Below are 15,035 nucleotides of genomic sequence, written 5' to 3'. Positions count from 1 at the left end.
ACTATATACTAGGGGTCCCGTCAGGAAAATGCGGATTTACAACGCTAAGCCTATTTTCCTGACGATTCCCCCATTTTTACAACGTTAAGAAAGTTTTAATGGTCTTAAAGAATCTAACGAGACCACTTTCTCCGAATTAAAATGATATTCTCCTAGTAGATTAATATGTTCCCAACCTAGAGGCGACATATGGTGTAATAATTCTTCATTAAAACTACCAGACTGTTTTTGATATTCAACTGCTTTAGTTAGATGTAAGGTATTCCAAATACTAATAGCATTGATGATTATGTTTAAAGCACTGGCTCTTTGCAATTGATGTTGTATAGTCCGTTCCCTAAGCTCACCTTGTTTTCCGAAGAAAATAGCTCTTGCTAATCCGTTCATGGCTTCTCCTTTATTTAATCCCCTTTGTATTTTTCTTCTTAATGATTCATCCGATATATAATTCAAAATAAAAATTGTTTTTTCTATTCGACCCATCTCACGTAAGGCTATAGCCAAGCTGTTTTGTCTTGAATAAGATCCTAGTTTCCCCATAATAAGGGATGCTGAAACTGTTCCTTCTCTTATTGAGTGAGCTAATCGCAAAACATCCTCATAATTTTCTTTAATGACCTTTGTATTTATTTGTCCACGTAAAATGGCTTCTAATTTTGGATACTCACTTGCTTTATCTATTGTAAATAATTTTGAGTCTGCTAAATCTCTTATTCTTGGGGCAAATTTAAATCCTAATAAATGAGTCAGTCCGAATATTTGATCTGTGTAACCAGCTGTGTCTGTATAATGCTCTTCTATGTTTAAATCCGTTTCATGGTGCAACAAACCATCTAAAACATGAATCGCATCCCTTGAATTAGTATGAATAATCTTTGTGTAGTAGGAAGAGAATTGATCACTAGTAAAACGGTAGATGGTGGCTCCTTTTCCAGTTCCATAATGTGGGTTTGCATCTGCATGTAGTGATGAAACACCTAACTGCATTCTCATACCGTCTGATGAGGATGTTGTACCGTCTCCCCAATAGGAAGACAATTGTAATTTGTGATGAAAATTTACTAATACGGCTTGGGCTTTATTCATTGCATCTTCATACATGCGCCATTGAGATACATTGGCTAATTGCTTATATGTAAGTCCGGGTGTTGCTTCAGCCATCTTGCTTACACCTATATTCATTCCCATTCCTAAAAGGGCAGCCATAATAATAATCGTTTCTTCTTTATCCGGTTTTCGATTATTGGAAGCATGAGTAAATTGCTCATGAAATCCTGTTATATAAGCAATATCCATCAGTAAATCGGTTAATTTTATTCTTGGTAGCATCTGATAAAGGCTTGCACTAAACTTTTTTGCTTCTTCTGGTACATCTTTTTCTAAGCGTGCAAGTGACAGCTTTCCTTTATCAAGAGAAACTCCATCTAACTTGTTGGAATTGGCAGTTAACCACTTTAACCTTTCATTAAGGCTGCTGGTTCTCTCCGTTATATAATCTTCGAATGATAAACTAACTGATAATCTCGTATTCTCTTTCGTTTGATTCCATGTAAATTCGGAAAACAAATATTCCTCAAAATCTCTATATTGTCTGCTGCCAACAATGGAAACATCTCCTGCCCGAACATGCTCCCGAAGTTCTGTTAAAACAGCCATTTCATAGTAATGACGATTGATTGTTGTACCATCATTCTCGTATAAATGCTTTTTCCAACGTTTTGAAATAAAATCCACAGGTGAGTCATCAGGTACTTTTCGTTTTCCGGATTCGTTCATTCCTCGGATAATCTCTACAGCTTGTAAAAGTGGCTCATTTGCCTTTGTAGAATGAAATTCCAACACCCTTAATAGCGTTGGCGTATATTTTCTTAGTGAATAAAATCGTTTTTGCAGTAAGTCTAAATAATCATAGTCAGCAGGACGTGCAAGCTCCTGGGCTTCTTCGACCGAAGAGACAAAAGAATTCCATTCAATAACGGATTCTAAAACCTCAAAAACGTCTAATTTTTCCTGTTTTGCTTTGATCAAAGCTTGTCCGATGTTCGTAAAGTGTATAACTTTCTCATTCAGCTTTTTACCGTTCAGTTTCTGAATTTCCTCTTGAGCCTTACGACCTTTTGATAAGAGACTAAGTATTTGTCTGTCATGAATTTCAAAAGCTTTATCCGTCAAATCTTGATTAAGATGTAATAAATAGACGGTTAGTATTGAATATCGTTTATTTTCCTGAAAATCACGGAATGCATAAGGTTCATATCTTGAACCCAAGCGAGACAGCTGTAACAGGCGATTGCGGTGCAAATGATTAATTTGCACCGTTTCTAATTCCATTCCTCGTATGTATTCGAGTCGTTCTATTACTTTTAAAAAGGTTTCGGGTGAAGGATGTCCCGGTGGTTCTTTTAACCAACCCAATATCGTTTTATTGGATTCTGACGAATGCTGCAAGGTAATAATATCTTCAAGTTTTTCTTTTTGTTCATTTGTTAGGGATTGACTAACCGTGTTAAATAGCTTCTTTTCAGCCATTGCCCTTGCTTCCCACACTATTCTTTCAAGTGTAGTGATAGCAGGCAGTATGATTTTGTTTTTTCTTAGAAAATCTATGCATTCATGTAGTAGATGAATGGCATCACCATTTTCCAAAGCCAATTGATGTAGGTGCTTAAATGTCATTCTATATTCTTTCAGAGTAAAAGTTACTAGTTTATATTCAATTCGAATTTCTTTCAAATGATCCCAAAGTGTATTGTCTCTTTGAGGATAAAGCTTTAGCGAGGATGGACTAGCACCGATTTGTTTTGATATATAATGTATGACTGAATCCGGGATGTTTTTGATATGAGTGTATGGCCAACCGGGATATCGAAGAACAGCTAATTGAACGGCGAACCCTAAACGGTTTTCTTCTCTCCTTCGCTTATTGATAATTTCTAAATCCCGTTTGGAAAAAGTGTAGTAGGTTCCTAGCACCCACTCGTCTTCAGGAATTTGCATAAGGACCTGTCGCTGTTCCGATGTAAGCAATTCTCTACCTCTCGCAACTTTCATACAGTATCATCTCATTTCTGTAATTGTTCAGTTAATTAGTTCAATTATAAATCAATAGAGTGTACTCTATTGATACAATTATAGTAGACTGATAAAATCATAGTTAAGAGTGTCTCATAAGACTTATCTCAAAAATGAGGTGATATTATGCGGAAAATTGGTTATATACGTGTCAGTTCGACTAACCAAAATCCTTCAAGGCAATTTCAGCAATTAAACGAAATCGGGATGGATATTATTTTTGAAGAAAAAGTTTCTGGTGCAACAAAGAATCGCGAGCAACTTCAAAAAATGTTGCAGGATTTACAGGAAGGCGACATTATTTATGTTACAGACTTAACTCGGATCACTCGGAGTACGCAGGATTTATTTGAATTGATTGATTTAATACGAAGGAAAAAGGCAAGCTTAAAATCACTCAAGGATACATGGCTAAATTTATCAGAGGATAATCCATACAGCCAATTCTTAATTACAGTAATGGCTGGTGTGAACCAATTAGAGCGCGACCTTATCCGTATGCGTCAACGTGAAGGGATTGAGTTAACAAAGAAAGAAGGAAAGTTTAAGGGGCGTTTAAAGAAGTATCATAAAAATCACGCAGGGATGAATTATGCAGTAAAACTATATAAAGAAGGCGGCATGACTGTAAATCAAATTTGTGAAATTACTAATGTATCTAGGGCTTCATTATATAGAAATCTATCGGAAAGAAACAAATAGTTTGTCCTGATTCTATCAAAAGGTGTATTTTTTCACCAACATTTTTAGGCATGAAATGTCGGTAATTATTATCTATTTTGTTTTAAAGTAAATATTGAAAGGGAGTAAACTTATGGATTGGCTAGAAAGAATGAACAATGCGTTAAACTACATTGAAAATAGCCTGGATGAAGAAATAGACTACAAAGAGATTGCAAAAGCAGCTAACTGTTCTGAGTTTCATTTTTCAAGAATGTTCTCTTCAATCTCAGGTGTATCGCTATCAGAATATATTAGACGAAGACGGTTAACACTTGCAGCATTTGAAATTCAAAAAAGTGATATTCGGATCATCGATGTGGCAATTAAATATGGTTATATTTCTTCTGATACTTTCTCACGTGCTTTTCAAAAAATGCATGGGGTAACCCCTTCCAATGCTCGTAATAGAGGGGTACAGTTAAAAGCCTTTCCCAAAATTTCCTTTCAAATTTCTATTAAAGGAGATACCGAGATGGACTACAGAATTGAAAACCTTGATTTTGAATTAAGAATTGTCGGAAAAAGCAAGCCAGTAAAAACAAGCAGAGCATTTAAAACAATCCCTACGCTTTGGAACACTGCGAAAAAAGATGGATTTATGCAAGAACTAGTAGATATGTCATGGGAAAACCCAAAATGCACGCTTGAAAGCCTTCTGGGGGTTTGCGGAAAAGAAGCAGCCATCACAGATGAAAAGTTTTCCTATTTCATGGGCGTAAGATACGATGGTGACCCCCCCTCAAATATGGAGACGCTTATTCTTCCCGCAAGTACATGGGCAGTTTTTCCGAACATAGTAGATGCATGGAAACGATTATATTCCGAGTGGGTCCCTACCTCCGAGTACGAACTTGCAAATTTACCATGTATAGAATGTTATTACGGGCCGAATCATAAACCAAGACATGAACTCTGGGTTCCTGTCATCCCTAAGTAATTTACATATTCAATAATAGAACTCTGTTTATAGTGAACAAAAAAGCCTTATTTCTCGATTAAGTTGGCGAGAAATAAGGCTTTTTATATTGAAATTTCCTTATTGTTGTAATCACCATTTACCTGAAGCGCTTCCTTTAGGAGATTATCGCAAAAATATTCCAAACCGTGTGGGGATGGTTTGATGCTAATGAGTATAATATGAGGTGTTTTATGGATAATTAATTAATAAATGGAAAGAATACCTTTGAGTAACCTAGAAATAAATTTTATTTTATTTGCTCATTAATTATTAAATCCTAATCAGATAGTAGGTTTAACAATGCAATCACATAAAGCAAATTTTTCACAAGTATTTGTTTTGTTTATGATGAGTATTGGCTTAATGAATCACGTAATGGTAATTCCTATGTTATTAGCGATCTCAAAGAGGGATTCGTGGATTTCTGTCCTCTTATCTGGAGGATTCATTCTCGGTTGGTTACTTTTTATTCAATTTATTATGAAAAAATTAGACCATACACATCTGTATTCATGGTTAAATAACCATTTTGGCAAAATTATTGCAAGGGGATTATGTTTTTTAATATATATATTTATCCTCTTATTTATTGGAGTTACCTTAAAGGATATGATTGTATGGACCGTTACATCCTATTTCCCACAAAGTCCTGCGCCTATATTAGCAATGCTATTTTTAGTTATCTGCTTTTTTGCTGCAACTTCTACCTTTACAACCTTATCTATTCTCTCAGGTTTTTTATTAGTATTTGTTGTTGCATTAGGCTTTTTCGTTATGAGTCTTAATTTTCCTCATAAGGATTATTCTCAATTATTCCCTATCCTTGAGAATGGATTGACACCCGTTATCAAAGGAACCGTCTATAGTTTAGGTTCTCTGCTAGAAGTGACTTTAATATTTTTTATTCAACATAAATTAAAAATGAATATCAAGTCACGGAGTTTTATTATGCTCGGCTTAGTATTGATAGGCTTAACGCTTGGACCTTTATTGGGTTCTATTGCTATTTTTGGACCTGAAGAGGCTTCTAATCAGAGGTATCCTGCTTACGAAGAATGGAGATTATTGAAGATAGGAAAGTATATCGAACATGTAGATTTCTTTTCAATTTACCAATGGTTATCAGGTGGATTTATTAGGATTAGTTTTGGTTTATATATTATTGGACAATTATTTTCATTTAAAAACGAGAAAAAAAGGAATGTATTAATAGGAATCAGTTCACTAATTACATTTGTGGCTGTTCTTCTTCCTATAAGTGATATCGAATTTGTTCGTTTTTTACAAAATGTTTATTTTCATTTAACTTTTTTATTTTTACTTTCCTTTTCAATAGTATTAGGACTTTTAGTTTTTCTAAAAAGAGGAAAGGAGAGATAATCCTTGCGAAGATGGAATCAGAATACAAAAAAAGAGGGTAATGGAAAATTTTCTATCTATAAACCAAATCCAATATTAAATGAGGAAAAAATACGTTCAACATATCAAAATAGTGAGGATGTCAAAGTTGTTCTCCATAAAATTGGGAGTGAAGAAAAAGCTGTTGAGACCTTTTTCATTTATTGCGAAAGTTTAGTGGACAAAAAACAAATAAATCAGATTGTTATTCCTCAATTAGAAAAAATAGCTCAAAAACATCAATATCTTTTCTTAAAGGAAGAAATCCATAAGTATCAACAAGAGCTAGAGTGGACACCTTTAAAAGTGGGAGAAGGGTTAGAGTCTATCTCTTTGGAAATATTTAACGGAAATTTAGTTCTGTATTTTCCTAAGTCGCTTACCTTTTTTTCTGTCAATGCTTCAAATAAACCAAACCGTTCTACTGAACAGTCTAATTACGAAATATCCGTACGTGGGCCAAGAGACAATTTTATTGAAGATATTTCAACAAACGTGGCACTTATTCGTAAAAGATTAAGACATCCCACCTTGTCTTATCAAACGTTGACGTTAGGTAAACGGACCCAAACTCAAATAGGGATATTATATTTAAAAGATGTAGTTAATTTAGAGATTTTAGATAACATTCGAGAATGTCTAACTTTAATTGATATCGATGGCGTAATTAGTTCAACTCAAATTCAAGAGATGGTATCGAAACAATCTTTATCTATTTTTCCTCTTTGTGGTGATACAGCTAGACCAGATTTTGCAGTGGAATGCTTATTGCAAGGTAGAGTAGTGATTATAATTGATGGCTCCCCAATTGTTATTATCGCTCCTGTTACTATAACTTTTTTAATAAAAGCTGCAGAAGATTCCCACTTTAATTTTCTAACTGTATCATTTGCACGCTTTTATCGGTGGATAGGATTTCTTTTAGCTGTCTTCCTACCCGGATTTTGGATGGCATTACTTGCTTATCACCAAGATCAAATTCCTTTCCCTCTTCTTGCGACTGTGACTGTTGCAAGATCAGGTCTACCATTTCCAGCACCACTTGAGCTTATAATTGTTTTGTTCCTTTTTGAGATGTTCCGTGAAGCCGGTCAAAGATTACCCTCCCCCCTTGGTCAAACCCTTTCAGTGGTAGGCGGACTAATCATTGGGGATGCTGCAATCCGTTCGGGTTTTATCTCCCCTTCTGTCATTGTTATTACTGCTTTATCTGCTATTGCGGGATATACCTTAGTAAACCAAATATTAGCAGGAGCAGTATCCATACTCAGAGGGTTTGTACTATTATGTTCAATTTTGATGGGGTTATATGGATTTATGCTTGCCGGATTCGTAATCGTTCTTTATATCTCAAGATTACGTTCCTTTGGAATCCCTTACTTAGCTTTAGTTTTCCCAAAATCTAGTTCAGATTTTTTCAAGGGATTGTTTCGTTTACCGTGGAGAAGTTATAGACATAGAGTTGATTATCTCCGAACCAATGATAGTTCTAAAACGGACGAAGGAGAAGGAAAACAGTGAAGCTGCACAAAATAAAACTAATAATTATGATGCTTATCACTAGTGCAATGTTATCTGGATGTTGGAATATTAAAGAAGTTCAAGATATTTATTATGTTGCAGCTCTTGGTATAGATTTTAAAGAAGGAAAATATATAGCTTATGCTCAGTTACTTGACTTTTCTAACGTTGCTAAGTTAGAGGGGGCTAGACCTGATAAACAACCACCAGTGTGGATAGGAAGAGGTGAAGGTTTTACCATTACGGAAGCATTAAATCAATTATATAAGGATGCTCAACAAAGACTTTTTTGGGGACATGTATCTACAATAATATTAAGCGAAAGACTGCTCAGACAAGATATTAAAGACTCTATTGATTTTATTAATCGGTACCGAGAAATACGCTATAATATTCTCTTATACGCTACAAAGGAACCCATTGATGATATACTTAAAACAAAAGCCTTTTTTACATTATCGGGGTTGTCTACCATTCTCCATGAACCAAAGGAAAGGTATAAACAACGGTCTTACATACAACCTAAACAATTTTATCAATTTATTAGAGATAGTGATCCGATGGGGCAAACTGCTTATATCCCATCACTTAAAATTTCAACAGAAAATTGGAAAGAAGAATCCAAAAAAGCACCATTATTAAGAAATGATGGAGCGTTCTTTGTAAGGAATAATCGCCTAGAAGGATGGCTTTCTGAGACTGATTTAAACGGTCTAAGATGGATGGATGAAAAAAACGTTCGATCTCCTGTGTGGATTATTGAGAATGATAGCGCTGTTGTTTCCGTAGTGATAGAGAAACCTAAGATTACAATTTCCCCTATTATGAGTAGTAAGCCCATACTTTTTAATATTCGAGTTGAAGTTCAAGCTGGAATAAATGAGAAGATCAAGGAAATTAGTGATAAAGAGTTGATTACAAAAACTGAAGATATTATCAAATTAGAAATTCTAAAATCCTTTGAAAAAGGAATAGAAATAAATGCAGATATCTACAAATTAGGTGAATCATTATACCGTCAGAATCCAAGAAAATGGAAAGAAGAAGTAAAAACAGACTCGTTTTACTTAAATGAACACAGTATAAAGAATTTAAAAGTTAAAGTTAATTTAGTTAACTCCGGAAAGTTGAAGTACCAAGATGGATCCTAATATTAATTCAAACGGTATTTATAGTTTTTTAAAAAGGCCTAAGCTCTTGCAACACCGAGAAATTAGGCTTTTTTATATTGAATTCCTTAACGTTGTAAATCCGCATTTTCCTGACGCTACCCCTACTATAGAAATAAGGAGATTTTTCATATCTTCTTACGTCCACTGTTGCAAACATTCTAATCCCTTCATACTCTCAATCACTTTTTCGTCACTCACTATATAATAAATCTCATTTCCTTTTCGGTCATAGGAAACCATCTTAAACTGTTTTAACTTTATTAATTGCTGTGACATTGTAGATTGTGGAACACGTAGTAGCTTCTGTAACTGGGATACATTTAATGGACCTTTTAAAATTAATTCTCGAACTATCATCAAACGCATGGGATGTCCAAGCATCCGCAATATATCTGCAGGTCTCTCGTAATCATTAATATTCATATAGAAAGCTTTTGGCATAATCACTTCTCCTTGTTAGTGTACCTTTTCTACATCCTAACATCATTTATTTGTTTGGCAAATGTTTAGATACACAAGGGATCCCTTCAAGTGCTTATGTTTTTATAACCATATCATTCCCAAAGAATTTCCCTATGTTCTCTTGGTATCTCTCATTGCTTCCGATGTTATTATAATATATAACCCATTTAGTTCTCTTTGCTGTATATTTCCTGGTACTTCTAATTTACGTCCAAGCGTTTTCCTTCAAGTAATTTTTACTACTTTAATCTGCTGCGTAGAGACCGGGATTTGAAGCTTTTCATCTTTCTAGCCTAGTGACAGGGTAGTTTTAAGCTATTAAAGGTTCCTTTTTGTATCTAAAATCCAAAAATAAAAAGATAAGATCAGGGAACATAATCTTATCTTTAGCACAAGGAGTAAACAAAAGGATAACTATCATATTTATATCATAACCTACTTTTTGTTAATTTTGAATATTATACCCGTAATTAGGCAGTATATCTGTATTGAGAAATTCATTACAAATTTAGTTAAAATCCAATTGAATTTTACCCAAAGGTTTACTTTCATTTAATTAAATACGATGAAGTATCCACGAAAGTAGATGATTTTTTCTTTGTTATATAAAACTTATAGAAGGGGACATCACTTCTGAAAACCCCCACGTTAAAATCCTGACATGAAAATAAGTGATTTGAACAACGATAAGGTCGTTTAATGCGACACAATGTCATTTGTGTTGCATTAAAGTGAGGAAAACTATTCAAATTAAGTTGCTAACGCAACATAACTTACTTAAAACAACCTATTTTTATATAGTTCATAGAAAACCTAAACTTAGCCTGATAAGCATGTATGACAAGTCAAATTAGTTTTACTGACTGCTCTATTATAGAAACTTTTTAACAGGAGTATATAAGATGAAAGTAACATTTACGATACTTAAAAATCTTTTATTTATAACTGGTACTTTTTTAAGATTAGGGTGGTATAAACTGGTATTTACACATACTTTGTGAAGTGGTCCTTTGTTGCAGTGTTTGTGGGAGCATTTAGGTTTCGCTAGCTGCATTTTTTATTTCTTACTTCAAATCATGATTTTTAAAATCAGATTATACATCCTTCTCTTGAAGTATATTTGAATTATTATTTTTTGATTGTAAGTCTGTTGGGTTATCTGATAGTATATTTTGATTTGAAAATTGGGGTTAAATTAATCCTTTTAAGACTCATACTGTTAACGGCTTAGCATCCGCTTCTAATTCATACTCTAATTGACCATTGGGTTCTAGTGTTGCTGTTTTTACATCTCTAACCTTTGAAATTCCTTAGTTACGTAACGTCATTTCTAATTGACCTACTGTTAAACGCATTTTCTTCAAGTTAGAAACATTTAAAATACCATTTTTAATCACTGTTTTACGCTTACCAGTAATAAACTCCTGGAATGCATTAGATTTTAATTGTAGATATTCTATAATAACCACTGAAATGACAAATATAAATGAACTTACAATTGCCTTTAATACACTTTTTTCTACTATAGGTCGTACAATAACTGTACCAATAGAAATCATTACTACAGCTTGTGCTAATGTCATCTGCGAAGTAAACTCTCTACATGCTATTCGTAATAAAAGAATACCACTCAAGATTAAAATAAATGATTCTCAAATAAAATTCATATAATCTCCCTCTAACAACGAATCTTCATTTTACATTTCCTTTTTGTACTTGAAATACTACTTTACTTAATATTTTGCAAGATGTGCTTTTAGTAACGGGTATTGCCTTTGTAATGGATGTTGATAGGTCTGCGCCTATTACTATCTCAGTTGTTTCTGTCATGGAAAGTTAATCTGTTCGAGCGACACTGTTTGTTTATAATTATATAATTCAACAGCTTCTACTACCCTTTGGGATATTTTTTCCCATTATTGTCTTCCCACTAATAACATTGTGCAGTTAATGTCTAATACGTAAAGGCAGAAATCACTTTATTTTACTCTCTTGGGTAAAGCTGAACCTGAATGTTCAATAGTCGGATGAACATGAACAGTAATTTCGGCATCACTAAAATAATTTTTTCCTTGATCCCAATTCTTACTGATTTTTTTCCATTCTTTATAATTATGCCGCTTATACACTTCTCCTAGTTCTAATACATCTACCTTATATTTTTTTTGAACAAGCTTAATTGATTTTTGGATGCGCTTCTCCATTTCCCTCGAAATATCCTTCTCTAAACGCTTTTCATTCAGACCCCTTTTATGATCATTAAAGTGCAACTCAGCCAATGTACCCTCCAAGGATAAATGAATATCAAATTTCGGTTTTAAGGTATTTTCAGTAAATATCTTTATTTTTCGGTGCAACTTATGAATTTCATATGTAATAAGCTGATTTTTTTTACGTATGGTAAAGAAACCTCCTATTTTTCTGCCTATTATATAATTAATTCCCATTGTTTGTTCCCCGCTTAACGTTCCAATATACTTGTTATCTTTTCCACGAAACAGTGCAGCCCCTCCCATTTGTATCCCCTGTTCTGTTAACTTTAAGATAGGTAATACAAAACTTCGTTTTGAAATAATCTTTTCCTGCACATCACCAATTCTTGCAGCCCCAACCATTTGAGCGTTTTTCGGAGGATGTTCAGCTAACATATCAATATACTGTGCCGGTAAATTTTCAGGTTTTGCACTTTGATTCAATACAGCTTCTGCATTTTCCTCAGTAACGAATAGACGGATATTTCGTCTCATTTCATGATCTCGAATATATACATCTAACGTATTCTGTAAAATATATGGATTCGAGAGTAACTCTTCAGAAAAAATAATTACTTGTATATGCGGGAAGAACAATGTACGACTGATTTTTTTAGCGATAATTTGTATTTGTTCAAAAACGCTATCTGCCTTTGCACTCACATTAATAAAATTACCACTATCTCCATCACCCTGTCCACCTTGTTGTGCCACATGAGGGAGTACCACTTGATAGGTCCCTTTCATAATTGGATTTGATTGCTTTTCCTTCACAATATCATAAGCAGCTCCTACTACAAATCCCCTTTCTTCTATTTCTACTAACTCGGAGCAACCGCTGATAGATCCAACTAAAAGCGTAACTATAATAATTTTAAAAAGGTATTTCACTCCAGCGATTCCTCCATTTTATATAAAATAAAAAACTGGAAAGGTACTAGCTCAACAAACTTCATATCAACCCAACCTTTTAAAAATAAAGTTTGCATTGCACTATCTTGTTCCCTTGAACGTATTTTAGAATCTATTATTTGCAAACTTCTCGTCTTTCTTTCAACGTCGATTTTGGGAGACGAATAATTTCTTCCTTCCTATCCCTTTAAGGTGAAGAAGCAATAGGTGTTGTAAAAAAACACTAACAATCTTAAATTTATAAAATGAATCATATGTACAATAAGAGCTAAAATAATCCCATGTAATCCTACATCATTCACTATTAGCAAAAACACAAAAATTAAAATCCGATACCGAATTACGATGCTATATATGAGGAAGTGAAAATACAGTAACTGCAGCAACTGAAATATTAATCACTACGAGGTGGCACTATATAAAAGCGGATTTATAATCATTGCATTCACTACCAATTCCCAAATTATATGACCACCTACAATACCAATTGTTTGTCCCATCAATTTGAGTAGCCTAACCCTAGCTTTAACAAATTCACCCATTAAACTTCCTTTTCAGTAAGTTTTTAGTTAGATTACACTAATACAAAGAAATATATACGAGAAAAGAGCTATCCCTCTTTAAGGGGTACCGCCAGCATTTTTGAAAAAAACCACGCTAAGCAAATTTATATGCGAAAAGAGCCGTATTTTACCCCGTTAAGAGTAAATTGGCTCTTGGATATGTAAAGGGAGCATCGAAAAACTTAGAGGTTGATTAATTGCTCGATAAAAAGAACCTTGTGATACACCAGTTCCTTCTACAATTTCTTTAATAGAGTATTCTTTACTGTCATACATGCGTAATGCAATTGAGAGTTTTTCTTTTTCTAATTTAGGCCTACCTAATCTTTTTCCACGTTTCTTACTTGCTTCTAATCCTTCTTTTAGGGGGAGAAGGAGCAACTGTGCCGGGAAGTGCAAAGTAGTTTCCAATAAATATAACAATAAAAAAGAAACGCAAAGTTTTTTACTGTTGCGTTTCTTCTGTAGGTTTAGGATAAAGTTTGATTAAAAATTACTTTAAGCTATATAAAAAGCTATCGATTAGTCCTTCCTACATAAGCGTTGGACATTTCACATGTTTGTCCTAGTTGAAGAGAGTTCATTAAAATCTCCATATCTATCTGTATATACTCTATACCTTTTTTGATTCTTCCATCTTGAAAATAATTAAGGTTAGGATTTTTTGATAAATACGTGTATTCGTTTACTTTTTACATAATTGCTATTATTGGTAGTTTTAATAAAAACATACATATAATGGTGATTATTATGGGAAAATATCATAAATAATCAAATCCTATAATTTAATAATTAATACAATATAATCCAAAACTTACAACGAGTTACTTTTCAATTTGATTTGTGACTGGATGGAGGGAATATGAAAAAAATTACACAAAAACAAATTATACTATTTGGTATTTCATTAATATTTATGACAGGATGCTTGCAAAAGTCTCTTATTGATGATGTTCAATTAATTCAAGGCGTTGTATACGATACAACAAAAGATAAAATAAAAGCAACAATTGTCTGTCCTATTCAACAAAAAGGTCATAAAGTTCAAGTATTTGAGAATATTGCAAACACAGTAAAACAAGGAAGAGAAAATGCCTTTTTCGAATCTGCACAGCCGTTTGCCATTGGCCAATTACGTGTTGCTCTTTTTACAGAAAAATTAGCTAAAAAAGATATAGCGGTAGCGTATGATACACTTCTACGAGATAGTAGTATAGGACACTCAATATATCTAGGGATACTGGAAGGTAATGGATATGATCTATTCTCTGGAAAATATCAAAATAACTTTAATGTTGCAATTTATATAAAAAATCTGTTGGAACACAATATGGAAACAGGTTCATTACCGTATGATAATTTACATCATAACTCTAATCGCTATTACACAGTAGGACAAGATAATTTTCTGCCAATATTAAAAAAACAAAAAGATAAAATAAAAATTCAAGGTTTAGCTCTTTTCAATGAAGAAACATATGTAGGGAAATTGGAACCAAAAGAGATGTTTGTTTTTAGAGGATTGCTTGAAAAACATAGATTGAACTCTCAAGAATTTAAAAGCCACGGCGGTTATGTATTAATTAACAACATCCGTTCCACTCCTTCCTATCATGTTCGGATTAAAAATGGAAAACCATCTTTTTATATTCAAGTTAAAGTGGATGCTCGTCTGCAAGAAGTCTCAAAAAGAATAAGTCTAGAAAATAAAAAGAATTTCGAGATAATAACAAAGAACATAGAAAAACAACTTAATACAGATAGTAAAAAGCTACTAAAAAAACTACAAAATCTAAATGTAGATCCACTTGGTTTAGGCTCTAAATTTAAACAGCATTATAAATCATTTAAGTTAAAAGAATGGAACAAAATATATAAAACAGTACCAGTAAAAGTGAAATACATTGTAAATATTGAAAATTCAGGAGTCGTTGAGTAAGAAAATTGAAATGGTTTACCATGAGTTTTATGAAAACCATCTATATGTTTGCCGAGGCTTGTA

General features: G+C 33.4%; 9 protein-coding genes and 3 pseudogenes. 6 read left to right on the top strand and 6 right to left on the bottom strand.

All coding sequences use genetic code 11. The features are described 5' to 3' along the window. Positions 1-84: 84 nt before the first annotated feature. Positions 85-3,051, bottom strand: a complete 2,967-nt coding sequence (locus BAQ46_RS24720; protein WP_000861527.1) for a Tn3 family transposase — start codon at positions 3,049-3,051, stop codon at positions 85-87. Between the two features lie 147 nt (positions 3,052-3,198). Here BAQ46_RS24720 and BAQ46_RS24715 point away from each other — a divergent pair, with 147 nt between their 5' ends. The 5 genes from BAQ46_RS24715 to BAQ46_RS24695 all read left to right on the top strand — a co-directional run bounded on the left by BAQ46_RS24715 (position 3,199) and on the right by BAQ46_RS24695 (position 8,823). After that, on the top strand, positions 3,199-3,774 hold the full coding sequence (locus tag BAQ46_RS24715; RefSeq protein WP_001226075.1) for a recombinase family protein: 576 nt from the start codon (positions 3,199-3,201) through the stop codon (positions 3,772-3,774). 112 nt (positions 3,775-3,886) lie between these two features. Beyond that, on the top strand, positions 3,887-4,732 hold the full coding sequence (locus BAQ46_RS24710) for an AraC family transcriptional regulator (RefSeq protein ID WP_000383879.1): 846 nt from the start codon (positions 3,887-3,889) through the stop codon (positions 4,730-4,732). Between the two features lie 321 nt (positions 4,733-5,053). Then, the gene (locus BAQ46_RS24705) at positions 5,054-6,133 is read left to right on the top strand and encodes a GerAB/ArcD/ProY family transporter (RefSeq protein WP_001190587.1); all 1,080 of its coding nucleotides are present in this window, start codon (positions 5,054-5,056) and stop codon (positions 6,131-6,133) included. A gap of 3 nt (positions 6,134-6,136) precedes the next feature. Further along, positions 6,137-7,672 carry a spore germination protein gene (locus BAQ46_RS24700; RefSeq protein ID WP_001255449.1) on the top strand — a complete coding sequence of 512 codons (1,536 nt, stop codon included), beginning with the start codon at positions 6,137-6,139 and terminating at the stop codon, positions 7,670-7,672. After that, positions 7,669-8,823 (top strand): Ger(x)C family spore germination protein, encoded by a 1,155-nt coding sequence (locus tag BAQ46_RS24695; RefSeq protein WP_000766211.1) that lies wholly within the window; start codon positions 7,669-7,671, stop codon positions 8,821-8,823. Before BAQ46_RS24700 ends, BAQ46_RS24695 begins: the two co-directional genes overlap by 4 nt. Positions 8,824-8,979: 156 nt before the next feature. Here BAQ46_RS24695 and BAQ46_RS24690 read toward each other — a convergent pair whose 3' ends face one another. From BAQ46_RS24690 to BAQ46_RS30220, 5 genes and pseudogenes are all read right to left on the bottom strand, one after another. Next, positions 8,980-9,285 (bottom strand): ArsR/SmtB family transcription factor, encoded by a 306-nt coding sequence (locus BAQ46_RS24690; protein ID WP_001123520.1) that lies wholly within the window; start codon positions 9,283-9,285, stop codon positions 8,980-8,982. A gap of 1,232 nt (positions 9,286-10,517) precedes the next feature. Further along, positions 10,518-10,865: pseudogene (locus BAQ46_RS31615) on the bottom strand (DUF421 domain-containing protein). A gap of 420 nt (positions 10,866-11,285) precedes the next feature. Continuing rightward, entirely contained in the window at positions 11,286-12,449 is a 1,164-nt protein-coding gene (locus tag BAQ46_RS24670) for a Ger(x)C family spore germination protein (protein WP_000876124.1), read from the bottom strand. Between the two features lie 719 nt (positions 12,450-13,168). After that, positions 13,169-13,399 (bottom strand): annotated as a pseudogene (locus BAQ46_RS24660) (helix-turn-helix domain-containing protein); the annotation flags it as partial. Positions 13,400-13,551: 152 nt separating this feature from the next. Beyond that, positions 13,552-13,718, bottom strand: a pseudogene (locus BAQ46_RS30220) (IS4 family transposase); the annotation flags it as partial. Between the two features lie 177 nt (positions 13,719-13,895). Between BAQ46_RS30220 and BAQ46_RS24650 the strand changes: the two are divergent. Then, positions 13,896-14,972, top strand: a complete 1,077-nt coding sequence (locus tag BAQ46_RS24650; protein ID WP_000724497.1) for a Ger(x)C family spore germination protein — start codon at positions 13,896-13,898, stop codon at positions 14,970-14,972. Positions 14,973-15,035: the final 63 nt, after the last annotated feature.

Source organism: Bacillus paranthracis (assembly GCF_001883995.1).
GTDB lineage: Bacteria > Bacillota > Bacilli > Bacillales > Bacillaceae_G > Bacillus_A > Bacillus_A paranthracis.
The sequence above is the reverse complement of the archived record's forward strand: the minus strand, read 5'-3'. Positions and strand labels throughout refer to the sequence as shown.